This is a genomic window from Pedobacter sp. Leaf170, assembly GCF_920984665.1.
In the GTDB taxonomy this organism is placed as follows: Bacteria; Bacteroidota; Bacteroidia; order Sphingobacteriales; family Sphingobacteriaceae; genus Pedobacter.
Genome location: NZ_CAKLBP010000011.1, coordinates 51,709 through 75,194 on the forward strand (window position 1 = coordinate 51,709; position 23,486 = coordinate 75,194).

The 23,486-nt window shown below is 37.3% G+C and carries 31 protein-coding genes; 9 read left to right on the forward strand and 22 right to left on the reverse strand.

Features of this window, described 5'->3' with window-relative positions; genetic code table 11:
* Positions 1 to 452: 452 nt before the first annotated feature.
* The 3 genes from LUA90_RS19000 (at position 453) to LUA90_RS19010 (ending at position 2,708) form a co-directional block, all read left to right on the forward strand.
* The gene (locus LUA90_RS19000) at positions 453 to 683 is read left to right on the forward strand and encodes a hypothetical protein (protein ID WP_231492181.1); all 231 of its coding nucleotides are present in this window, start codon (positions 453 to 455) and stop codon (positions 681 to 683) included.
* Between the two features lie 117 nt (positions 684 to 800).
* Positions 801 to 2,336 (forward strand): PAS domain-containing sensor histidine kinase, encoded by a 1,536-nt coding sequence (locus LUA90_RS19005; RefSeq protein ID WP_231492182.1) that lies wholly within the window; start codon positions 801 to 803, stop codon positions 2,334 to 2,336.
* 9 nt (positions 2,337 to 2,345) lie between these two features.
* A complete protein-coding gene (locus LUA90_RS19010; protein WP_231492183.1) occupies positions 2,346 to 2,708 on the forward strand; it encodes a response regulator in 363 nt (120 codons plus the stop codon).
* A 236-nt stretch (positions 2,709 to 2,944) separates the two neighbouring features.
* On the opposite strand, the gene LUA90_RS19015 is transcribed toward LUA90_RS19010, so the two are convergent.
* From LUA90_RS19015 to LUA90_RS19055, 9 genes are all read right to left on the reverse strand, one after another.
* Positions 2,945 to 3,586 (reverse strand): hypothetical protein, encoded by a 642-nt coding sequence (locus LUA90_RS19015; RefSeq protein ID WP_231492184.1) that lies wholly within the window; start codon positions 3,584 to 3,586, stop codon positions 2,945 to 2,947.
* 34 nt (positions 3,587 to 3,620) lie between these two features.
* Positions 3,621 to 4,043, reverse strand: a complete 423-nt coding sequence (locus LUA90_RS19020; RefSeq protein WP_231492185.1) for a hypothetical protein — start codon at positions 4,041 to 4,043, stop codon at positions 3,621 to 3,623.
* Between the two features lie 14 nt (positions 4,044 to 4,057).
* Complete coding sequence (locus LUA90_RS19025; protein WP_231492187.1) at positions 4,058 to 4,195, reverse strand: hypothetical protein; 138 nt, start codon at positions 4,193 to 4,195, stop codon at positions 4,058 to 4,060.
* A 2-nt stretch (positions 4,196 to 4,197) separates the two neighbouring features.
* Positions 4,198 to 5,325: a phage integrase SAM-like domain-containing protein gene (locus tag LUA90_RS19030; protein ID WP_370635377.1), complete on the reverse strand. Its 1,128-nt coding sequence runs from the start codon at positions 5,323 to 5,325 to the stop codon at positions 4,198 to 4,200.
* 1 nt (position 5,326) lies between these two features.
* A complete protein-coding gene (locus LUA90_RS19035; protein ID WP_231492189.1) occupies positions 5,327 to 5,611 on the reverse strand; it encodes a hypothetical protein in 285 nt (94 codons plus the stop codon).
* A gap of 240 nt (positions 5,612 to 5,851) precedes the next feature.
* A complete protein-coding gene (locus LUA90_RS19040; protein ID WP_231492190.1) occupies positions 5,852 to 6,259 on the reverse strand; it encodes a hypothetical protein in 408 nt (135 codons plus the stop codon).
* Positions 6,252 to 6,812, reverse strand: coding sequence for a hypothetical protein (locus LUA90_RS19045; RefSeq protein ID WP_231492191.1), 561 nt, complete (start codon positions 6,810 to 6,812; stop codon positions 6,252 to 6,254). The genes LUA90_RS19040 and LUA90_RS19045 overlap by 8 nt, the downstream gene beginning before the upstream one ends.
* A 24-nt stretch (positions 6,813 to 6,836) precedes the next feature.
* Positions 6,837 to 7,073, reverse strand: coding sequence for a hypothetical protein (locus LUA90_RS19050; RefSeq protein ID WP_231492192.1), 237 nt, complete (start codon positions 7,071 to 7,073; stop codon positions 6,837 to 6,839).
* A gap of 11 nt (positions 7,074 to 7,084) precedes the next feature.
* Positions 7,085 to 7,381, reverse strand: a complete 297-nt coding sequence (locus tag LUA90_RS19055; protein WP_231492193.1) for an SH3 beta-barrel fold-containing protein — start codon at positions 7,379 to 7,381, stop codon at positions 7,085 to 7,087.
* A 119-nt stretch (positions 7,382 to 7,500) separates the two neighbouring features.
* Between LUA90_RS19055 and LUA90_RS19060 the strand changes: the two genes are divergently transcribed.
* From LUA90_RS19060 to LUA90_RS19080, 5 genes are all read left to right on the forward strand, one after another.
* Complete coding sequence (locus tag LUA90_RS19060; RefSeq protein ID WP_231492194.1) at positions 7,501 to 7,740, forward strand: hypothetical protein; 240 nt, start codon at positions 7,501 to 7,503, stop codon at positions 7,738 to 7,740.
* 150 nt (positions 7,741 to 7,890) lie between these two features.
* Positions 7,891 to 8,187 carry a hypothetical protein gene (locus LUA90_RS19065; protein WP_231492195.1) on the forward strand — a complete coding sequence of 99 codons (297 nt, stop codon included), beginning with the start codon at positions 7,891 to 7,893 and terminating at the stop codon, positions 8,185 to 8,187.
* Between the two features lie 37 nt (positions 8,188 to 8,224).
* Entirely contained in the window at positions 8,225 to 9,304 is a 1,080-nt protein-coding gene (locus LUA90_RS19070; protein WP_231492196.1) for an AbiH family protein, read from the forward strand.
* Positions 9,305 to 9,682: 378 nt separating this feature from the next.
* On the forward strand, positions 9,683 to 10,735 hold the full coding sequence (locus tag LUA90_RS19075; RefSeq protein ID WP_231492197.1) for a transposase: 1,053 nt from the start codon (positions 9,683 to 9,685) through the stop codon (positions 10,733 to 10,735).
* Between the two features lie 31 nt (positions 10,736 to 10,766).
* Complete coding sequence (locus LUA90_RS19080) at positions 10,767 to 11,582, forward strand: RES domain-containing protein (RefSeq protein ID WP_231492198.1); 816 nt, start codon at positions 10,767 to 10,769, stop codon at positions 11,580 to 11,582.
* 96 nt (positions 11,583 to 11,678) lie between these two features.
* Here the strand turns inward: LUA90_RS19080 and LUA90_RS19085 are convergent, their stop codons facing one another.
* From LUA90_RS19085 to LUA90_RS19135, 11 genes are all read right to left on the reverse strand, one after another.
* Positions 11,679 to 12,830 carry a hypothetical protein gene (locus LUA90_RS19085; RefSeq protein WP_231492199.1) on the reverse strand — a complete coding sequence of 384 codons (1,152 nt, stop codon included), beginning with the start codon at positions 12,828 to 12,830 and terminating at the stop codon, positions 11,679 to 11,681.
* 2 nt (positions 12,831 to 12,832) lie between these two features.
* Positions 12,833 to 13,054 carry a hypothetical protein gene (locus LUA90_RS19090; RefSeq protein WP_231492200.1) on the reverse strand — a complete coding sequence of 74 codons (222 nt, stop codon included), beginning with the start codon at positions 13,052 to 13,054 and terminating at the stop codon, positions 12,833 to 12,835.
* A gap of 422 nt (positions 13,055 to 13,476) precedes the next feature.
* Positions 13,477 to 14,370, reverse strand: coding sequence for a hypothetical protein (locus LUA90_RS19095; protein ID WP_231492201.1), 894 nt, complete (start codon positions 14,368 to 14,370; stop codon positions 13,477 to 13,479).
* A 112-nt stretch (positions 14,371 to 14,482) separates the two neighbouring features.
* On the reverse strand, positions 14,483 to 15,028 hold the full coding sequence (locus tag LUA90_RS19100) for a DUF4468 domain-containing protein (protein WP_231492202.1): 546 nt from the start codon (positions 15,026 to 15,028) through the stop codon (positions 14,483 to 14,485).
* Positions 15,029 to 15,092: 64 nt separating this feature from the next.
* A complete protein-coding gene (locus tag LUA90_RS19105; protein ID WP_231492203.1) occupies positions 15,093 to 16,001 on the reverse strand; it encodes a hypothetical protein in 909 nt (302 codons plus the stop codon).
* On the reverse strand, positions 15,983 to 20,272 hold the full coding sequence (locus tag LUA90_RS19110; RefSeq protein ID WP_231492204.1) for a phage tail tape measure protein: 4,290 nt from the start codon (positions 20,270 to 20,272) through the stop codon (positions 15,983 to 15,985). The genes LUA90_RS19105 and LUA90_RS19110 overlap by 19 nt, the downstream gene beginning before the upstream one ends.
* Before the next feature lies 1 nt (position 20,273).
* Positions 20,274 to 20,705 (reverse strand): hypothetical protein, encoded by a 432-nt coding sequence (locus tag LUA90_RS19115; RefSeq protein WP_231492205.1) that lies wholly within the window; start codon positions 20,703 to 20,705, stop codon positions 20,274 to 20,276.
* Entirely contained in the window at positions 20,705 to 21,151 is a 447-nt protein-coding gene (locus tag LUA90_RS19120; protein ID WP_231492206.1) for a hypothetical protein, read from the reverse strand. Before LUA90_RS19120 ends, LUA90_RS19115 begins: the two co-directional genes overlap by 1 nt.
* Positions 21,148 to 21,615 carry a hypothetical protein gene (locus tag LUA90_RS19125; RefSeq protein WP_231492207.1) on the reverse strand — a complete coding sequence of 156 codons (468 nt, stop codon included), beginning with the start codon at positions 21,613 to 21,615 and terminating at the stop codon, positions 21,148 to 21,150. Before LUA90_RS19125 ends, LUA90_RS19120 begins: the two co-directional genes overlap by 4 nt.
* Positions 21,616 to 21,627: 12 nt before the next feature.
* Positions 21,628 to 21,957, reverse strand: coding sequence for a hypothetical protein (locus tag LUA90_RS19130; RefSeq protein WP_231492208.1), 330 nt, complete (start codon positions 21,955 to 21,957; stop codon positions 21,628 to 21,630).
* A 10-nt stretch (positions 21,958 to 21,967) separates the two neighbouring features.
* Positions 21,968 to 22,156: a hypothetical protein gene (locus LUA90_RS19135; RefSeq protein ID WP_231492209.1), complete on the reverse strand. Its 189-nt coding sequence runs from the start codon at positions 22,154 to 22,156 to the stop codon at positions 21,968 to 21,970.
* 114 nt (positions 22,157 to 22,270) lie between these two features.
* On the opposite strand from LUA90_RS19135, the gene LUA90_RS19140 reads away from it, so the two are divergent.
* Positions 22,271 to 22,546, forward strand: coding sequence for a hypothetical protein (locus LUA90_RS19140; protein WP_231492210.1), 276 nt, complete (start codon positions 22,271 to 22,273; stop codon positions 22,544 to 22,546).
* Between the two features lie 8 nt (positions 22,547 to 22,554).
* Here the strand turns inward: LUA90_RS19140 and LUA90_RS19145 are convergent, their stop codons facing one another.
* Positions 22,555 to 23,010 carry a hypothetical protein gene (locus tag LUA90_RS19145; protein ID WP_231492211.1) on the reverse strand — a complete coding sequence of 152 codons (456 nt, stop codon included), beginning with the start codon at positions 23,008 to 23,010 and terminating at the stop codon, positions 22,555 to 22,557.
* Positions 22,995 to 23,486 (reverse strand): hypothetical protein (locus LUA90_RS19150; protein ID WP_231492212.1); only part of this gene is annotated, 492 nt, incomplete at its 5' end. The genes LUA90_RS19150 and LUA90_RS19145, both read right to left, overlap by 16 nt.

The following is a 23,486-nucleotide window of genomic DNA, read 5'->3' on the forward strand; positions in this document are numbered from 1 at the left end:
GTCTTATCGTATTTAGAATACTGGCTTGAATGTTGGGTTTTGTAGGGTTTTTCTCAAAAAGGTGAGGTTTTGTGAGGTTCTTCAATTTCCGATTTTATGTTAGGTTTTGTAAGGTTCTTCTATACACGAGATGACCGTATTAAAATCTTTGATTGCACAAGAAACATCGACATGGTTATCCTTACATGCGCGAATTGACTATGAAAAAATCTTTAATGATATTACAGAGGGCAATACTGAGAAACTCTATAATAATAAGTGACCGTGTCAAAACCTTCAACACCCCTTTTTTATGTGTTGGATTGTGTGGGATTTTCGCCTGTTTCTCGCCTGTTAAGTAATTATTTTCCCTCGCGTGACTGACTCCGAAAACTCAATTATTTTATTCTTAATAATTTTACGAAAACATCAAAACCTTCTCAATTAAATACAGTTATTGAAACATGAAAAACATGATAAGCATACTAAAGGAATCAGCTTTGGAGAAGGATATATTCGATGTTATTGAGGTTGGTCCGCACGAGCTAAATATAATTTTGAATGACGATGCCGATGTAAAGGGCATTGTTAAGAAGGTTAATGAAATTGATTCTCAATTCTGGCATACCAGAGAACCAATAAAACTGAATTATTTGTACCAATATGGAAGCGGCGCAGAGTTGTACACCAAGGAATCTGTTTAAAACCTTGAGTTTTGCAATAATAATACAAGGAATAACTGCGTATAATTTCTTTTTCATATTTTGCAAGCAGTAAATTGAAGTCAATTTATATCGAATAAAAAACTTAACTTTTTGTAAGTGAATAAATTTCTAAAAGGAAAATTTGATTTTTCCGGAACATCAATAAACGACAACTTCGAGCTGTTAACTAAAGCTTTGGACGCCTCCATATCAGGTATAATAATTACAGATAACTTGCAGGAAGATAATCCAATTGTTTATTGTAACACTGCATTTGAGACCATAACAGGTTATTCAAGAAATGAAATTATTGGTCACAATTGTCGCTTTTTGCAAGCGCAGGATAGAAGTCAAAAGGAACGTGAGATTCTAGCCAAATGTGTCAAAGAAGGCAAAGAATGCAGAGTTGATATCCGCAATTACAGAAAAAATGGTGATTTATTTTATAATGAACTATTTATGTCGCCTGTGAAAGATGTAGATGGAAATGTAACACACTTCATAGGTGTGCAAAATGATGTTACCACTAGAAAAAATGCTGAGCATGATTTACGTCAGCAAAAGTCTTTAATGGAAAAGAAAATAGAGGAACGTACAGCAGATTTGAGGGATAGCGAATCTTTTCTTTCCAGCATCATCGAGACGGTTAGAGAGGGATTACTTGTTTTAGATCCAAATTTCAATGTTATCAGCGCAAATTATCATTTTTTAAAGACATTTAAAGTTAGTGCTGAAGAAACTGTCGGAAAAGAACTTTACAAGCTAGGAAATAGCCAATGGGATATCCCGCAGCTTAGGGAACTACTAATTAAAATACTACCGACTAACAACCCTGTAGTAGATTTTGAAGTGGAACACGATTTTCCACACATTGGGCGAAAATTGATGCTACTGAATGCGTATAGAATTGAGCTTGAGGGGCAGTATAAAGACCAAATACTCTTGGCTATTGAAGATATAACAGAACGTAAGGATATAGAGAGAAGAAAAGATGATTTTTTGTCAATTGCAAGCCATGAACTCAAAACTCCACTAACTACCATAAAGGGGTTTATTCAGGTGCTTCAGAAATCTGTACCTGAGCAGGCAAATGATAAATATCAATCTGTTCTGGACAAAGTTGCCGTTTATGTTGATAGACTCAACAATCTCATTTCAGAACTATTGGATGTATCAAGGATACAAACTGGCAATATCGAATTACACAAAGCTCCTTTTAACTTTGATAAACTTATTACAGAGGCGGTTGAGGCAATTCAGGCAACTGCTCACGGTCATAAAATCATATTAAAGGGGTCAACCAATGCAGAAGTTATTGGTGATGAATCTCACATCATTCAGGTTATAAATAACCTTCTTTCAAACGCTATTAAATATGCTCCGGATTCAAAAATCATTGAAGTTAATATTGCCAACATCAGTGAATATGTAAAAGTATCGGTAAAAGATTATGGTGTAGGAATTAATTCAGAAGACACAAAAAAAGTTTTCGAGCGTTTTTACAGGGGAAATGAAGTGCAAAAGAAATTCCCTGGAATGGGAATTGGACTATACATATGTGACCAAATTATCAAAAACCACCAGGGTACACTCTGGGTTGAAAGTGAAAAAGGACAAGGTTCTGTTTTCAGTTTCACGTTACCAAAAAATTAGAACTGTAATATGAAAGAGAAGAAGATAATAATTTGCGATGACGACCCAGGAATCATAGACTTGCTGGAAATTATTTTAGAAGATACAGGACACAATATAATAGCAGAAATGAACAGCATAAATATCCCATCGCTTATCGATAAGGAGATACCAGACCTGTTAATCCTTGATTTGTGGATGCCAGTCGTTTCGGGAGATCAACTCCTCAAAATGATCCGTAAACATCCAAAGCTAAGCGGCATTCCGGTTATAATTATATCAGCGAGTAGAGATGGTGAAGAAATTGCTAACCAAGCAGGTGCATCGACTTTTCTATCTAAACCTTTTGATATCGATAAACTAATAGCGACAGTTGAAGCACATTTAAATTAAAGTCAAAAATTCATCTCTGCGGGCAAGGCTGTGAGTGGAAGTTAGTATCTAAGCAGAGTTAGAACATGTGTAATGACCGTGAAAAAATCTTCACGCACGCGTAGTGACCTCCGAAAAATCATTGCAAGACCGCAGCAAGGTTGCGCCTCATGGAGAGTTGACTATCCTTCTATGACCGTCAAAAAATCTCGCTTGCCTCGCGCGCGCGCGCGTATCGTTTTGAAAAGTCTGAATATTTATAATCCCTCTGGCTTGTAACTGTAGTCAAGCTCTAACTTTTCGGATCTTGGAATAACGATTACCTCAAAGCCTTCATAAAAAATCATCCTCAAGATACAATTTGAATGGCCATCAACCTTGCCATCGAAAAACTGATACTTGAAAACAGATTGATTTGCGCCTTCAAAGATGTGCCACACAGGGATATCTTTATAATTTGGAAGCCTCTCATGGATATCGGCTTTTCCATCATCAAAAAGAAAATTATAATAAAATGGTGTGGGATAAGATTGCCAGCGTTTTTTATATTCCTTAAAATATACTGCATGAGAAATTTTTATGATCACATCATCAACACGCTTTCTATCGTGAAAGAAACTACTATCTATTTGCTTGCTGAAAGTTTTTAAGAACAGCTTAGGACTATGAAGGTATCCACTGCGCACCGATCCTCGCCAGTGTGTTAGAGCAATACTGTTGTTTCCTGAGCATGATACAATAATACCTCGGACATACTCATCATCTTTTGAAGTTTCATTATTATGGATGGCGCATGATGGCACGGTTATTAAATCCTTCCGATATCCTTTTGGGAAAAAACATTTTGCCGGGGCATGCTCAACACTTGTAGCAGGCTCATCGCACATGTAGCATTTCATCGATAAGTGATTTAACTCAATTTATAAAGTTAGCTTAAAACAGATCCTCCAACTTTATAGCAATCTCTGTAAACGACAAATAGAAAAATTGATTCTGTAGCTGGTGCACAAAGTAAATAGCCGGAAGGCGCTCATTGTTAATGTAAAGATGATAAGTATCCTGATCATTTTCATCAGTGTAAACAGCAAGGTGGTAATCGTTACCATTTACATTTACGCCTTTATCTAAGCCGATTCGTTCTGCAAAACCAGATTTTATTTGGATTGGTTTAAACTCATGGTTACCTGGTGCATCCGAATAAACCACGCCATTACCATTGTGAGTATATTGAACCGCTCCAAAGCTGTCTTCGTGCACCTCAGATACTTTAGCCATGAAAACATAGTTATCACCCCAACTATCTATATTTTGGCTTACTAGCCAATTACCAGGCCTCAACTCATTTAGCTTTAACATTTCGCTAATTTAATTTATTTCATGATTAATTTATCCTTTGGCACCGGTAATGTGTGTGATTTTTGGATACATGGCTGCGGGTTCTCTTTTTCGCAGGATGTTAATAATATGGTGATCAGGAGTAGTGCAGGTAAAATGTATGTTGTTTTCATTGTTAGTGTTTTAAAAGGTTAAATACTTGGTTTGCGTAACCATCCATTATGATATCGTCCTTAACTTCGGTTATGTACGCCTCATGTATTGCCAGTGTGGCGTGACCGATCAGGTCTTTGGTAATTGTGGTATTTTGTATTGTTTGGTTAGCCAGGACCGCGAAGCTATGCCGGGCAATATGGCTGGTTAGGTTTTTATCAATCCCCACTTGCTTTGCAATACGCTTTAGTCTCGATGTGATTATGGCCACTGCACGATTTGCAGCTTTATGTTTTGCGAAAGGATCTGCTGACTCCTTCACTTTCAATAAGCTGAAAATATAACCATCGCGGCTTTTACCTCGCCACCTGTCAATAATAATTTGCAGCTCAGGTATGATGGCACTGCTATGCTGCTTGCCTGTTTTAGATTCAACATAAGTTATCCTTGCTTCTTTAACATTATCAGCAGTGAGCCGCAGCAAATCTCCAATTCGTAGGCCCCGCAGATACACACACGCCATAAACATATCTCTTACCTCTGCAAGCTTTGGAGGCAAATCAGCTTCCATGAGCAACCGCAGCTCATTAACATTAAGCTTGGCTTTAATCGATTGCTCCCGCTTGAAATTAATATCAATTAGCGGATTTTCTTTGACAAGCTTAGCTTTGATTGCTTTACGGAACAAAGTGCTTAAAACAGTCATTTTTGCCTTAATCGTATTTGCACAGTTTTTAAGATCGTTCCGGAGATATGCAGCAAACTTGTAAATAAAGCTTTCATCAATATCCTCAAAATCTACATCCTTTTTAAAAGCTATGATCTGATTTAATAATGCTTGATTTATATGATATCTCCCTACCTGTTGCCTTAGCCTGTAGTTTTCGTTTTCCATTTCAAAAAAGCTGCGGAAAGTGTAGATTTTCTCAAGACCATAATTCTTAAGCGCATTCTCAATCAGGTTGTTTATCCTGGGGGCCTGCAGGTGCCTTGGCGAAACTCTCAGTTTGCTAATTAACCAATCCTCTGTTTTACACCTGGCAATCACTTTACGAATGGCCTTGCCTTTCTTAACAACCTGCAGCATGATGGGGTGTGTTCCATCGCTGTAAGTTTTGTGTTTATAAAGTATGATTTTAGGGTATGGCATGTTAGTTTACTTCGTTATTGAATATTGCTACAATTAGTTCGTGCTGCTCTTTAAGCGCTTGCTTAAGTTCTCGCTGGTGTTGGCGCCATTTAATTTGCGTTATGCCTTTTGTGTCTCTATTAGCAATCGCACAATTAACCCGGCATGCAACCCTTGCAAGATCAAGAGCCAAATCTTTGTAGGAGGACATTCCTTGCTCCTCGGGCATTTTCTCAATCATTTCAAGATTACCGGCAAGGACTTTCAATTCGCCTTTCATATAGTTGAGTATTTCTTTAGTTCCCATTATGGCCTCCTTTCACTACTATAATATTTGGTATCTGTGGATTTTTATCAATTGGTTTAGGAAGCTTAATATGCTGCGGTTCCGGTTTACATTCAATCTTTTTGCAGGAAGTGAAATAAACAGCAGCAAATACAAGGATGAAGAATTTCGTGAGGCTTCTAATCAAAATGGTTTTAAAGCGAGCCATCCTCCTGTATTTTGAGAATGGCCAGTGAGTAGAAATTATTGGAAGCTTAACCATTATAAACCCCTCCTTTCTAATGCAACACATTGAGCCTCTACATCCGCAGCATATGCCGCAGCGAAATTAACCCACTCGCCAAAGTTGCCCCGTACAAACACCTTGCCTTCAGGTATATGGTTATCCTGATAGGTAGCGTAACTTTCAAAGTTCCCCTGCTCATCATATTCACCTGATTGAATTGAGAACTTATAGATTTGTACCCAGTGAGCTGCAAGGATATTACAATACTCTTTCAATATCATGCAGGCATTTTCCTCATAATCGCTCCAAGTTGAGTACCTGGGCACGTTTAACTCTATTACGGATGTCGTTCCGTCAATATGATATAGAGTTGCTCTGATGGGCTTGGTTTGGGTTTTATCCTCAAACCTGCCATTAAGCTGAACATTAGTTATGTTAACCATTTACAGCCTCCTTTCCTGCGTAAATCACAACCTCTTTAACATCCGTTACCACTTGATTAAGCTTTGCTGAATAATTATCTAAGCCTACTAAGCCATTAGCTATAACTTTTTGGATATCTGCTTCTGACTTACTTCTTATAGTTTGATACTCAACATGGATAAATTCGACTTCATTAGCATTATAGATGCTGCGGTCCGGCCAAAGTCCTGCGGCTTCCACAATCCAACCTGTATTAAGGTTTGGTTGGTCGCCATCACCCGCAGGCATTGGCGTTAACCATGCTTTAGGTTCTTTCGCTTCCTTAGGCATGCTTGCTAATTGCTTTTTGGTATAGCGAGATAAATCGCGGTGGTGCACATGGAAGCGGGTTGTTCCTCTATCTTCAAAGAATTTTTTCCAACCTGGGTAATAGTGTGGTAGTTTAGCTGTGACTTTGCAACCCCAATGGTCACATTTGACATTTTCCTCCCCCGGCAATAGGCATCTATGGTCTACGCCTTCAAATCTATTATCATTGGTAGTTGCTGCGGTTGCTTTGGTTGTATTTTTCATGTTGTGTTAGTTTGAGGTTCTTGGTTAGCTTATCATTCCACCAGTTGAAAGGGTGGCGATGACTAAATATTGTTTATTTTCAATGGTAGTGGTTAATAACTCGCCATCGTTCATGCAGGTATAGTGGTCTTTACTTTCGAAAGGCACGCAGCAAACAGATTTGCTATCGCTTAAAGGTTTAACTCTTAATTCCTCTCTCTCAAGTGCAATACCGTATAGGCATTGCACTGGTCTCGCTAAAGATTTAATTTGCTTTTTCATGATATATCTGGTTAATAGATTAAGTTTTCGATTTTGAAGCATCTGAAACCACCTTGCTCAAGGTCATAGTATGCAAGTGTTTTGTTGGTGCTAGGCTTCCCTTTATACTCATAGTTCACATGAGGTGATTGTAATGTGCCTACTGCAGTTCTAATGCTACCATCAACTTTGCGATATGAGAACTCAACTACACCTTTCATCATGGCGAACTTTAATTTTATCAATTCCCATGCGTGTTTTAATGCCTCTGCAAATGTTCCGAAGTTTGAGGCAATCTGCCATGCTGTTTTAAATACTAATGATTTCATAATGTTAACTGCTTTTTGTATGTAACAAATATATCTTACATAATCGATATTAATGTCATATTATTGTCATTATGAAACAAATGTATCTTACTTAGAATATGCACCGTATATTTGCACCCATGAAAGAAGACGATTTCAAACAGATCATGGCAAGGCCAGAGATAAACGCTACAGGTATAGCAAATAAAATGTATGAGGGAATCGCAAACCCGCGAGTTCGCTTACACAATAAGATCAATAATGCAAAGTCAGGAAACGGGCATGCCCGCCTTACAGATGACGACTTATCAAAAGCCTGGGAAGTGTTGAAGGATTTAGCGGATGATATTTATAGTAGGGAGCCAGAAGAAAATGTATAAGCACTATTACCACACACTTAATACAAAATAATGAGTAAGCATGATTTAGCACTAGCAGCGAGATTAAAGCAATTTAGGAAGTTGTTTGTGGACAACCATATGGACATAGCTGCTCCTCTATTAGAAATATCTAGAGGTAAGCTCGGTAATATGGAATCTGGAGAGACTGCCGTTGATGTAAAAGTGATAAATTTACTTCAAAAGAAGTATGGTCTAAACAGAGATTGGTTGATGGATGGCAAAGGTAATATGCGGTCAAACGATACCAGAAAAAAGACCGGATTAATGGGAACCATTGAAATGGGCGACAGGATTGATAAACTCACGACAGAAATGCTAATTCTTACCAAGAATCTTAATAATGCCTGGCAAATTATTGAGCGCCATGAAAAGGAGATTGACAGACAAGTAAAAGAAATTGAAAAGCTCAAAGATGGGAGCAGATGATATTTATAGCAGGGAGCCTGAGGGGGAATAATATATCATGAATAGACTCGTAATTGTAGGAAACGGTTTTGACCTCGCTCATGGACTTAAAACGAGCTATTGCGATTTCCTCACCAATTATCTCATTAGTGTAATCGATTCATTTAACACCAAATTCTATCATGGCGATGAGTTGATTGAGATAAAAAATACATATCATGGAACTAGAGAATTCAACACAGAATGGGACAAAAGCAAAGTTTTCGAGATATTAAAAGAATTACAGAGCAATCAATATACCAGTGTAGTGTTTAAATCAAGTCTATTGAAGGATAGCTTGCAAAAAGCTCATAATTTAAAATGGGTTGATTTAGAAAATGATTATTATGAGGAATTATTAAGGCTGTTGCAAACTAAACCTGCAAATGTCGATTTAATTCAGAAGCTGAATATTCAGTTTGATTTTCTTAAAAAAAAATTGGAGAATTATTTAACCAGTCAAATCGTTGATCTCCAACCGAGTGAAGAGATTCAAAGACTATTTCATGGTCCGATCAGAACAAGGAGTATGAATGAACCCCAAATGAATCTTCCAAATAACATTATGTTTTTGAATTTTAATTATACAAAAACATTAAACAACTACGAAACTTACGAATATCCGGGATTGACCCATAGAAGAGGTTATGCTACTAATATATCCATTAATCAAATCCATGGAGAATTGAAATCAAAAGAGAATCCTATAATCTTTGGTTTTGGTGACGAATATGACGAGGAGTATGTCAAGTTTGAAAGCCTGAAAACCAATACGGTATTTCAGCACATAAAATCATTCGCATATTTTCAAACTACTAATTACACAAGGTTAATGAGTTTCCTAGATATGGATTCGTTTGAGGTATACATTGTTGGACATTCGTGTGGGTTATCAGACAGAACAATGTTCAGAGAAGTTTTTGGACACAAGAATTGTGGGCTTATTTGGAATTTTTATTATCAAAGGCCTGATGGAACTGATGATTTTTTAGACAAGAATTATGAACTCGCTCGCCATTTTACAAATAAGGGAGTGATGCGAAAAAAAATAGTTGCTAAACCGTTTACCTCGCCTTTCCCGCAATTTCTACTAAAGTAATTTTTGATACATTCAAAAACTAACAATATTACACATTCCTAGGTATGTCAATTGCCTTAACCCATTCATCTTTGTGACACCTGTCGTAACTTTTAGCTGCGGTTATTTCTTCACTAATCCCGAATTACAGGTCCGTTAATAGTGTTAATATAACCCGCAGCAATTCAAATAATATTATTAAATTGTAATATCAAATCACTCAACCATTGATATTGCCGTTTTTGGGAGAGACTTATTGCCCGGATTAGTGATATGACTATAATATATTTAAAGCCCAAAGACGATTACTTTATCATGGAAGAAGCGACCTAAATATTCTATTAGATAAAACCTATGTTTAATATCAGGACTTTAGAGTGATTTGATTAATTCTTTTTAATGGAAACAAAGCAAATCGGTAAAATCAGATATTTTGTAGGCATTGATGTATCCAAGCTTACATTTAACTATTGCTTAAGATACGGCGGCAATAATGTGCTGAATGGAAAGGCCGGCAATAATGTTGAGTCAATCAAGGAATTTATTGCTACTTTAAAAGAGATTCCAGAATTCAAGTTAGGTCAGGCAATCTTCGGCTTGGAAGTTACTGGGGTTTATGGACTAACATTAATGAATACCCTTTCTAAAATGAGGGCAAAGGTAGTAGTTGAGCCTGCAATTAAAATTAAAAATTCATTGGGAATTGTCAGAGGCAAGAACGATAAACTTGATGCTGCACGAATTACGAGATATCTAATTAAAAATCTTCAAGAGTTGAAACTATGGACACCTCGGAGATTAATTATTGACGAATTAGATAGTCTTTCAACTATGCGTGACCGAATAGTCAAGGTTAACTCAATGTTAAATGTTCCCCTGGATGAAGATGAAGGATTTATAAATAAGCAAATATCTGATAATAACAGAAAATTATGTGCGCCAACAATCTCAAATTGCCAGCAATTGATGTTGGATATTGATGCACGTATTTTCACCACCTGGAAAAATGACGAGCGATGCAATAGATTGATGCAAATCATGCTATCAGTTAAAGGGATTGGCTCTGTAACGGCTTTAGCTATTCTAATCCAAACGAATGAATTTAAAAGTATAACTACAGCCAGGCAATTTGCCTCTTATTGCGGTGTCGCTCCCTTTGAATACAATTCAGGAACCAGTGTTAAGAGAATATCTCGCGTTTCAAGTATGGCTAATAAATATGTTAAGTCTTTACTGCATAATTGCGTGCGCTCATGTATTGGCTTTGATCCCGAAATAAAAGCTTACTACAAGAGACGAGTTGAAGTAGACAAGAAAAATAAAATGACAGTCATGAATGCCATCAAGTTTAAACTCTTATGCCGAGTGTTTGCTTGCGTTCGGACTGATAGGATGTATGAGGAAGGGTATGTGTCGAAGGGGCTAGGGGAAGTAGAAGCTCAACTCGTCTAGTTGTAGTTAGAACTAAACAATACTAAATTTTATGATTGAAGAAATATTTCCCCCGTATTTGCATAACCCAGAGCAAGTTCAAGCCGCTTTTGATTTGCTTGATGCAAGGTGTTCAGATGAAGATGTCAAACAATTATATTTCGCATTTGAGAAGTATTTAGGTATCAAGCCTAAGGATGGCTATCCAATCACTAGAGCATTTACTACAGGTCAATTTGTTCGAGCAAGGTTGAATGATGGGAATTTTTTAGCTGCTAAAAGTGTAAATGAAATAGGGGTAAATCTTAATAAAATTAGTCAAGGGAGGGCAAATCCCGATAGTATACCGATTTTTTACAGTGCGAATCGAAGACTAACCGCGATGCGTGAGATATTGCAGCATCAACAAAGTGGCGTATATGAAATGACTATTGGTATTTGGTTCAACCCGGTTGAACTATGTATGGTTAATCTTGTTGATAATTCGGATGAAGATTTTAAAGATTTGTCATTTGTTCATAGCAACCCTAATCTGTACGTAAAAGATTGGCCGGATGGACCACGTCAATCGGCTATCCTACTCAATGACTATTTTAGAAAAAAGATGAAAGCAAAACAAGCACCAGGATTGTTTAACATAACGAATGTTCTGTCTGTTATATGCTATTCCCTCCATGATGTTGATGGTATCGGGTATGGCGCAGTCTCCGATAGTTTCAGGGGCTATAATATGGCTATCAAAAATTATCAAAGATTGACGTGTAAGGAAGTTGAGAGGTGGAAAATTCAAAAGTTCGATGATGATAATTATAGCGAACAATTACTCTGTACCGGTAAAATCAGTGCTGAGGGTACAATCACTTGGTAATATTGTGGTTAAGAATTAAAAAGCCCTCACAATTTGCAAGGGCTTAAGTATGATAATTGAACTATAGGTTTTATGCGGAGGCATGATCATAGTCAATCATAGTGGCGCATCATTTTCTACTTTTACGGTAGGCTTGTTTCTTCTAAAGAAACCAATAATGCCAAATAAAATCATAGAGATGCCGACCGCATACCAAATTGATATCAGATCAATCAAAGAGGCGAAGAAAGAAAGGCTTGCAAATATTAGTAGTATCGGACTAACAACATCAATTGTTAAAACCGATTTTTTTACAAAATTGGATAATAATAGCCTCAAGTTTGTAAGAAAAACAAGTGACAGAATTAAATAATTGGTTTTACCCCAAAAGCCAATAATATTAAATCTGCTTAAATCAAAAAACAATAGGATAATGGAAGATGTGAAGGCTAGAATAAAAAAAATATTTAATGAATATAAATAGAACTGGTCAAATGCTTGAGGCCTTTCTTTTTTGTAAACATAAAAAAAATTCAAATTTACTATCGTGTTATTTGGTATGCAAAAAGCCGCACCAGGAATAGTCCTCTCTCTAACCTCAATGGTCTGGCCATTATCGTCTTTGACCTTAATTAGTGCTCTAGCTTCAGTTAAAAACAAATTCTCAAGATTGTTTCCTTCTTTAGAAATAGTATATTGGGAGACTATACCTTTGTATAACACTGTCTCTATTCCAGTATTACATAATACATCTGCTATAGTAAACTCATGTTTACGATTACTTTTGTTATTGTATAAAATAGAACCACCATGAATGTAATAAAACCAATAATTTTTAAATCTGAATAAAGAAAATCTAACATCTAATCTAAAAACGCGAACTATCCAATGGCACATTAAACCAAAAAAAATAGAGAAAATGTAAATTAGAGATACAATAGTTAGAATGTCAATGTATGTATTTTCAATTGTTGCTGCGGCTGGTAAATCATTTTTACTAATCGGTATAATGATTTTGTTAATATTTTCATAGTTCAGCGATTTAAGTATTTCTAAACCCGTAATCCTCTTAAATGAAACCACCAGTAGCAGAGTAGATAAAATACCAAAACCACTAAAGAAGATATTCCAAAGTATTTTATCAATATCTCTAGATTGATTAAATTGTTTCGTAAACTCACCACTGTAATAACATTTACGAAAAAGGAAGCCCGGAAATATTGCAAGCATTACTGCAATAAGGGCATTGAGAGCAATGTTAATTTCCACTTTTAAGCCTCAACAAAGAAAACTACATCTTCGCCGTTATGTTTTAAAGTAACTTCACCTTTAGTAGGTTTTTTGAGAATCTTTTCAAAGATTTCCTCTTTGGTTTGAGCATTGCTAAGCATAATGCTGGCTTCCTCACTAATAAGAGGCTCTTCAGTATTAAACTGACTGAACATGTTTGTAGCAGCTCTGTATAGATTGTCTATAAATGTATCTTTGCTCATTATATGTACTTTATAGCGGGGTTGCAAAAGTAATAATTATCTGAAACTATCACTCACACATTCCTGGAATGCGTAATTGGTTTGCGTAGTTCATTTTGTATAACACTACAAGTTAACAATCTGTTTACCATTCCCAAAAAATTTAGCGAAAAAAACTACTCTTTCAAAGAGAATTTTACACAAACAGTCAACTTTAATAGATGAAACATCATTTTCCGCAAATACTATAGATTGCTTTGTAAAGTTTGATTTTATTAATTTAGATAAAATTATAAAACGTTGAAGATTCTTAAATTATTATAAATTAACAATCATATACGTTAGCTAGCTCTACTGTATAGACAAAGAATTCATCTTAATTCGCGCTTTAAATCACTAATTGAAAATGCCAAGAATGATTTTGCGTTAGCTCTGAGATATTATTAGTTTCGAGCAATCGAAGCTCTCGACATAGCCAAGTAGCCCTTACCCTTTACTATCATCAGGTCCAATCCAGGAGAACTATCAATAGACTCTTTAACTTCTGGAAATACCCTAGAAAACCCATCAATAGCGGCTAGCGATAAATCAGCAATATAGCGGCCATGAATAAGAATATTTCTATTTAAATCATTATTGTTGGTCTCAATAAAATATCTGACTTGCATCATTGCAAATGGTTCACAATGAGTGTAAATCGAATTTAGCTTATACAAGTAATCATGTTGAGTTTTATGGATACCCGCAGCCTCATAGAGTTTAACTGGTTTGGGCCAATTCGCAAGCTTTTGATTTTTACTCTTCCGAAAATTGATGATATCCTCTTCAAGTTGATCAGAATGATTTTTGATTACTTCATTTGCAATCCTGTCAATATGCTTCACTTCTTCATCAATATCATTAATATCAAAATCTCCTGTTGAAGCTAATTGTACACGCTCTGATAACCCTCGATAATCCCACCAATAAATCATGTACCGGAGGTCTTTAGGTGTTCTCGCTCTGCTAATATTGAAATTAGCTTGCAAAAAGCATTCATACATTGATCTAATTATATCATAGAGTGAAACCGAATCATTAGTTATGTCTTGTATTTCAGGGTGTAGGTCATCTAATGAGTAACCATTAAGAAGCCTATAGGCGGTTATTATCTTGCCATACATCACTACCATGTAAGGTAACATAATTGATTTCAACTTTTCATCATCCGAAGTTTTTAAAGGTATGCGTATTTCTCCGAGGCAATGCGAATACAGCGAAGCGATTTTATAAATCAATTCTAAACCATCAATTGAACCTTGCGAAAGGTTGGCTCTGTTGTTATGCGGTTGTGCCATGAGTGATATTAATTAAGCGCAAAGCAAGATAGCAAAACATCGTAAGTTTATTTTGCACCCATCAAAAAATACATCTACATTTATTGCACCAGTGTTGCGCAATTAAAGACACTTAAAACTCGTTACCAGGCTTTTTTGTAAGAGCCGCACTGATATTTTTAATTAGATTGTAAGCAAGTTCCCTGCCTGCTTTATTTGCCGGATCTTCTTTCTCTTTAGTATCAAAGATATAAGGAACATTTATTTGATAACTGTAAGAGGGAAATGTTGATTTCGCAAATTCAAGCCCATGTAATACGATTTTATATTTCCCTTCTTTGAGGTAAATCTTACACTTAAAATTAAGAATAGCATCTAACAATCTACCCGTTTCATCTTTGTATTGCTTAGATATTTTACCATTAAACAAGACCTCGCCTAATTCAAGGTCCTTTAGTTCAATTACATCCCTGCTGTCTTTAAATGCCGTGGTGATATAGTTGATAGAATTACTGTAAAGTTGCTTCTTTGTCAAAGTACTGGTGCCAACGCTATCGATTAGAAAAGCAGGTCTATTATCTTTGTATTCACTTGGAGTATCGTTATCTACCTTGAAAGATTGAGCATTTGAGTAAGACCACGATATAATTAAAAAGGCAATTGAAAGCAGTTTTTTCATTGGTAGATAGTTGATTACCCACAAAACTACAAAATCCCCTCACAACAAATGCAAGGGGATGGATTTATTTAGATAAAGATTCCTCTATTCGTTCCTTGTCCATGACGAGCATACACCTGGTAAGAAAATCAAAGTCATCAGGCATTTGCTCAAGTTCTCGGATAATGTCCTTAAGGTGAGTTTTCAAATTTCTACCCACTTCGATATCAATTTTGCGATTTAGTAGACGTTTTCTTTCTAGCTTATCAGGTGCATTACGGCTCTCAATAAGGGGCGTTAAATGATGATCGAAAAAAAACCTTTTATCTGGGAACTCATAAGAACTGGTAAACGTACAGCCAAATGTGGGATTAGAAACCATAACTGTTGTGATAATCTCGCCGCCCAGATACACCGTTTGAGTCTCTTCATGCAAACTGTCAATATACATCTGCTTAAGCGTCTTGACACTTGCATCTACGTAATCAGTTGCGCTACTGTCAATTGATTCAGATTTATCGCTAGAAATGCGCGGATGCATTATTCGCATCACTTCGTTTTCTTTCAGGTTGCAGTCGCTCTCATTCACATCAATTCTATCTCGGAAAACTTTAATGGTGTAGTGTACGAAAATTTGACGCTGCTCACTAAAACCTACCAAATCAATACCTCCTAAATCATCAGGCTCAAAACCTTCAAGAGAAACTGCGGTGTAATCATCAACATTAATTTTATTTAGAAAGTGCTCAGCGGTAATCTCAACTAATGACTCAATATCTTTTACTATGATATCAAGATGAAAGAATTTCATGAAATCTGATGCTAGCCTGGAATAACCTACTATGATTGCACAAGATTTAACTGTGGGCAAATAATGTGTTTTTGAACTAAAGCCGCATGTTATAAGTGATTTGCCGTCTTCCTTTTCGTAGACTAGAGTGTCACTCGCAATTACTACTCCTTGTGGTATTATGTTTATGATAAATGCAGACATCTATTATTAGTTTTTTTAGTGATACAATATTGTTTATTATTAATTCCTGTTAACACCTGCGCTGTATCTTCAGTGATATTCCTCACACCAGAAATTAATGAATTACCGCTTATCGGCCCGGTCGAACCATTTAGATTTGAGCCCGTAATCTTTTTGAAGTCTTCAAACTTTTTCAGAGCATCCGCAGTCACGTTGTTGAATGCTGTCTGAAGGCTCGCTATTTCAGTATCGGTTAACTCATCACCACTTTGAGCCGCAGCATCGAACTGCTTATAAAAGTTTTCCAAAGCCTGAGCAAGAACCTTGTTTTTGAAAATACTTAAAGCTGCGGTGTCCATTGTATCCTTAAAGAAATTCGCTAGATCCTGAACTCCGGTTTTTCCCTCCTTGAACATATTAAGCAAACTGTCTGTTAGATTGTCTGCGGTTGTTCCTGTGAATATCTCGGATGTCTGTCTGGCTAAATCTTCCATCGCTTCGGATGCATCGTAACCTTTTTGCTCCAACTCTTTTAACCGTTCAACAAGTGTCTTTGCATCACCTTCAAGTTTCCCCTGAGCAAGCAATTGTGATAGTTGCTCAAAGTTCATTCCTTTTAAACTTCCATAGGTTTTGTTTACTTCTGCTTTACGGAACCATGTACCATGACGGTAAGTCTCGCCAGTGATGTATTGCTGACCTTGTATCTTTGCTAAAGTTTCGTTGTATTCTTTATCAAAAGAAGCCTGCTGAGACTTTCTTAATGCGATTTCATCTCTTATGCCCTGCAATACTATTTTATTGTCTCTGACACGTTGAATTTGCCTTTCTTGGAGCATATCTTGGTATTCTTTCTCACCAGTTATAGCTTGAGCATAAAAGTCTGCAACTTCCTTACGTGCTGCAGCATTCATTTCTTTAACTTTTTTACCGATGCTAAACAATGTGCCTACAGCCTTTATAGCTGCACCAATCATCTTTGATGGGTCTCCTGAGGCTAAACCAGTTGCTAAATCTGCAACACCACCCGCCAGTTGACCGATTGTATCGAGAGCATACCCGGCTTTGGTGTCAACCCCACCTAAAGCCTGAGACATTGTGTTAAAACCATCCGCAGCAACACCCGCCCATTTGGCTGTGTCTTCAAGTCCTTTATTAGTTTCTAGCTTATTTAAAAATTTCTCTAATCCGGAAACCTTACCATCCCCATTGCGGTCGATTTTTCGAATATTAAAATTTAAATCGCTTAATTCGTTATTAAGTGCCGCAACATCTGGAACAGCTTTTTTGCTTTCCATTGCTATCGCAGCTAATACATCGACTCTACGAGACTTGAGCGTGTCTAAATTGACCTGGTCTGCTCCTACGTTTAATCTAACCTTCAAGTCACTAAGACCTGATTGCAATCTAGGCTTTAGGTTTTCAGGTATCGTAACATCCTTCAGCGCATTTTCTAAATCAGCTATTTGCTCCTTTATTTGGGCTCTTGAAAGTAGAATAGCATCCTTTGCTAATCTGCGTGCTATATCAGATTTGTTATTTTCATGGGTAATTAATAAATCAACATCCTGCTTAAATGACTGCTTTAATGTTTCAGCCCTAGCAATAGCACCATGTTTAATTAACAGGTCATAGTCAGCTTGGAAAGTAGCCGTTTTGGAAGCTAATAAATCTTGATATGTAGCAGTTGACTTCAATAACTGAGTGTAGTTATCTTCCTGTCTTTTTAATGCATCTTTCTCGGCACCTGGCAATAAAGTTTTACCAAGCAAATCCCTCATTTTGTTAGCCTGCACGCTAAGGTCTTTTTCATCAGGCATTAGACCTTTAAGATAGTCTACATAAGACTTATAACCTTTAATGTCCGCAGCAAAACGTTTTTCTGCTTCTGCTTGACCGAAATCTGCCTTATATTGTTCAAACTCGTTAAACAATACCTTCTGTTGCTCAATCTCCTGCTTTTTGATGGCGACATTTTGAGAGGCAACTAACTCAGCCTTTTCGAGCTCATAATCTTTATCGAGCGTACTAGTATTTACATTACCTTTCCGATTTACATCAGCATAGAACTGCTGTATTTTGGTGCGCATGACTTTATACTTAGTATCAAGAGCATCGATATCCTGCTGGTCCTGCGTTTTTTGTTTCTTAGTAGCATTGGCATGAATCGCATCAATTTCGGCCTGCAAAGTTCGTTGAGCATCTAAGCCATCACCCTTTTTACTATTGCCACCAACAACACCGGATAAATCCACACTTGTTTTCGCTGCGGGAGGTGGAGTTGGCGCAACCTTCGGGGCATATCCAAATTTCTTTTGCAGGTCAAGTAGCTGCTGATAATAATCCTTTGCCCTTTCTGCGTTTGCTTTATACTGCCTAACAGTAACCTTATCCTCTTTTAACCTTCCAGATTCAACCGCTGCGGCATAACCTGCATAAGCATCCAGGGCGATATCATAGTTTTTCTTAAGTCTCTCTAAATTTCTATTAAACGTATTTAAGCCTGAATCTTTTAACTTTCCTTCATCAAATACACCATCACTACCAAATATAAATTTTTGGTTACTATCGTTTGCTTTGGAAGTACGCTCAAAAGCTTTATTGAAATTAATAGCGTCATTACCATTGATGTTACTTGTATTAAGCCTGGTCCAGAATTCTTTCCAACTTTCAGAGTTAACCAGGTTGTTGAACTTATCAAGCGCATTGTTAGCGCCATCAACTATGCCTTTGAATAGACTTGTAATCCTTCCGGAAGTAGTAATTTTTGTAACTGTGTTATCAAATTTTTCTAAACTACCCGCAAGGTTGTCATTTTTGATTTTAAATTGCTCTGCTGAAAGTGTAGCTGCATCAAAATCTTTGGTTGCTTGCTCGATGTGACCGTTAAGTTCTGCTTGATGACCAGACAATGCCGCTATTGATTGTGAAACTCCCCCCTGCGCTAAACCCGCAGCCTTAAGGATAGCCATGTAATCAGTAGTTTTTTGACCACCTTTCTGCAAACCTGCAAAGAACAATTCTAAGGCCTTCTTAGTATCATTGTTGATAGCATCATTAAATTCATTTAATGTTAGCTTAGCATCAGCCAATTTAGCTATAGCAAAGAATTTTTCATTCTTAGTAGCAAGTAGAGAAATCAATTTTTTGAATGATGTACCTGCAACCTCAGCGCTTACCCCATTTTCTTGAAGTACCGCACCATAAGATAGAATTACAGGCAACGATAATCCCGCTTGTTTTGCTACACCACCTACACGCTCTCCGAAATCAGTTAAAAAATCGCCTGTAGCAAGTCCTGATTGTCCTAAACCAAGGATAGCAGAACCAATTTGATTGTATGACTTTTCTACATCGCCAGCGTTAGCTTTAGTAACACCAAAAACATTATCAAGTACACCGAGCGACTTTGCTATACCTTCTGCGCCACCTTGCAACTCACCAGATAAAGAGACAGCCAACTGGTCAACAGATGCTGTAAACCCTCCAAGCTGGTCCTTAGCAATACCTAACTGTCCACCGATGGTAGCGATATCGAGTAACCCTTTAAGCGATGTCCGGGTGTCAATCTTTTTAAGATTTTCCGCAAGGTTCTCGGCTTCAATTGCCGTTAACCCCGCCGTACGTCTAACATCAGATAGGCTATCGCTTATTTCAGCATTAGCATTTACAACTTCCTTAACGGTACCTAAAATCGCTGCGGCTCCCAAGTATGAGGCGGCAAGACCTTTCAATCCACTAAGTGCGTTTTGATACTGGCCAACCTTGCGGGTATGAATACCCATAGTTTCATCAAACCTGGTAAGGCTGTCTCTAAGTTGGTTATACTCTCGAACCTGTGCCCTCAATACCGGATTGCTTGAGGTCATGCCATTTTTAGCGTTGCGAATATCAAGTCCTAACTGTTTTAACCGTTCGGATGACTCCCTATAAGAACCCGATGCCGCTTTGTTCGCTTCCCTCGCTAGCCTGGTAGCTCTTGTCAGTTCGGATTGCTCCAACCGGTTAGCGGCTAACTTTCTGCTTAACTCAGCTGTGGCAACACCAGACTTTACACGCTCGTTTTTTAGAAGTTGTTCTTCTTTCTTTAACCTCTCAACTTCGAGCCTTGATTCTTTTAGTCGTTTTTGTAATTCGAGTTGTGCCTTTTGAAACTCGGACATTGGCTTAGCGCCACCTTTCGACATGTCCTCAATTACTTTTTGAAAAGCCTTCGCGTCTTTTGTTGCCTGGTCAAAATCTACAACTGCGGTATACTTTAGCGGCTTACCTTCCCCTAATCCTCTTGCCATATTAAATATTTTTGAAATTTTCTTGAATAGAATAGTAATCCAATTGCACTAGCGCTACATAGCTGCCATCGTTTTGCCTGTAAAGCTCACCCGCATTGGCAACCGATGTATTGAATTTGGATTTAAATTGAGTATCGGTTAACTCACACACCTTTTTTATCAATGGCTCAAATACCTGAAGATTTGGCATTGTGTTGTCAACTGAGTTAGAACCGGGAAACGTGAGCGCTGGATTTTTTGCGTGGATTCTGATATTGATTGTGGCTTGCTGCATCCAATCGTTATCTGATGCTAAAACTCCAATTGTGATATCAGTCTTATCACTATTTTGAGGACGGTTGAACATCCATATTTTGCCATCAATTAAACTGGTCAACTCTGGCACCTCCAATAAAGACTTTACATCTTTAACAATGTCTATTCCTGTTCTCACTATAATAGTTCTCTAAATAATTTATCTAACTTTTTGCTGGTGCCTGTGATTACATCGTAATCGTGCAGGGCTTCCACATAGCCCGCGTAAGATTCCCCCGCGACAAGGATTAAAGCAACATCTTCCATTGACACCTCTGAGGCCGTCTGTTTTAAGAATGCAATTCCCTTAACTCTCCCTTCTTCTCCTTCTCCGATTGATGGAAAATAAATTCTATCTTCAGATAGTTTACCGCCAACGACAAGACCGCAGCCGATTGAAGCTCTTAACCGATAAGATATATCCCCGAAGCCACCATTGGCTTTTGTCTTGGCACGGGCAAGGTCAACAGCGTTTATCCCTGCTTTAAATAGTTTGTTTGCGAAATCTTCAATAACTTTTTGCAAGTCAACTTCAATGTCTTTTTGCAAATCTGCGAAGCTAAACTGCGGAATTATCTTAATCATGATTGCAAAACTTCATCAGGTTTCAATATCCTCACCGTACCTTTGCAAAGTGTTATTGCGGCAAGGAAGTATTCAAGGCCAAGAGCATCAATTCCAATGGACAATATGACTGATAAGTCTTCAATGGATAAATTCTCACGGATATATTTTAATAAATCTTTTGGGACTTTACTGTTGTGATTATGCAGAGTGATACCTGCAAGATATATTACTTCCTCAATATTGGAAGCTATGGCATTTAGCATTCCTGATTCCTCACTATTTCCAATAATTTCATTTGGAAGCAAACAAGCGCGTTTTGCAAATTCAACGCAGGTAACTGCTTTGAAATATGGCACAATAAACACATCTTGTTCTGTGATTGATTTCTTGAAAAATCCCTTTTTTAACCTGTATGGCGCATCAACATTAATTACCCACTCTTCTTTGCCAGTTCTTTCGTTAAGTTCTTGTCTAGTATTCATATTGCCTTACTACTAAACTTCCAACCTGTGGGATAACTGCCCATGAAAAACTGCTCTGACAACGCCAGAAAAATGAACTATTGAAGGGTTCTGATTGTTAACGACTTCAATCGTTTGTCCTACTTCTGGAATGGTGCCGACATCACACCTAACCTGACCAATTTGACGGCTTTCGGTGCTATCTTCGTTTTTGTAAACTTTTGTAGACTCAAGGTGGAAACGGCAAGCAATCTCTTTTGCTTCGCCTGGTGTGCCCGGTATCGGATAACCTGTAACAGGATCTTCCGTTGGCGGTCCGCCTGCGGTAGTCCATTTTAAGGTGTGTGGTCTTAGTGATAACATAACTCTGTTTTTAAATTAATTTTGATAAACCGACTACAAAACCCATACGCTCCCCAACCGAAGCTGTCTCCATTGCAGATTCGATTGCATCGAGATTTTGCTCAATTAAGTTTTCGATACGGATTTTAAGCGGCTTTTTGTTTTTAGAACCTACCCTACGACCAGTAGGATTAGCATTGTTTTTCGGTGGAAAAGGCATATCTTTATTATTGATTAATCAAAGATACCCTGTGATTGACGCCTGATTGAGTAATGGTTGTTACTAACCCTCTGTAATATAGTTTAATAGTAAATGCTCAGCTTTATATCAAAAATGGATATACTTTTCACAAAGTCAGCAGGTTTTCACTTGATGATTATTGGCTTTGTCATTTCAAAGATTTTACCAATTGTGCTATTAGTCTGGTTGCTAAATAAATTCGATAATGAGTTCATTACAAAAAGCCTGCTTTATACTGTGGGCTACCTTGTCGCGGCTGTGGCTTCATGGTTTATTGGTAATAAAATATTAAGATTTGGATTGTTCTTGTTGAATAAATCCAAAAGGATGCAGCTTAAATATGATCTTCATCAAAACAGACAGCTTTAATTGTTCCCTTAAACTTCCCTGATATGGTGATAATACTCAGGAAAGTTTTTTATTAGCAGTTCGTTCAACTCTTTGCTTCTGCCGTTAAGCAATAAAGCATACGTATTTCGCAATAAGCTGCGGTTTCGCTCCGTAGACGGCACGATATTCATTTGTCCTACCAATTCCATCATCGGAGTTGTTAATCGCGCCTTAACCGCTTTATCGTAATAACTGATTGCAATCTCTTTTGGAGTTAAGTCAATGCCGAGAAATACTTTTATAATTTCTTCATTTTGCACCACCGACCTATCAAAATGATTGAAGTGCGGATCTGGATTTAAGAGGATGCTTCTGATTTTACAAAGAATTTCGGTCTTTTGCACCTCACTCATGTTGTCGGGTTCTGGTATTTGACCATATACCTGGGCACGAACTTCAAGCGAACCCAAGTCTTCCAAACTGTTAATTACTCCGTTCCCCATTCGCTTCTGTCTTTTTCCATGTAACCTGATTCCTGTAATTCCTTCAATATCCTCTCACCAACATCATGAACTTTTTGTTTAAACCTTGGATTTTTGTAGTAAACATCTAGGTTAGTGCTGTTCATGCTTACACTCTCAGGATTATTGAACCCCATTGCCTGTTGAATTACCGAACGGAAACCTATCTTTAGTTTAAGCTCCTTGTAAAGAATCTTTGAAGGAGCAACAAACCAGTAAGCAGTTGACAAAATTATCGGATAGTTGTCTGGCACTAATTCATAAACCTCAAGTATCTGAAGCATAATGATACCTAACAAGTCAGGATCATCAATCTTTCTCTTGCTATAAGCGTAAGCATACGACCAACCCATCTTTTTTTTGGCAGATATTTTAGGCAGTTGGTTTAGTCCAATTATTTGGCATAAGTTCTTTAAGCTTATTTGCTTTGTGTGATGGTATTCTTTCCAGGATATCAG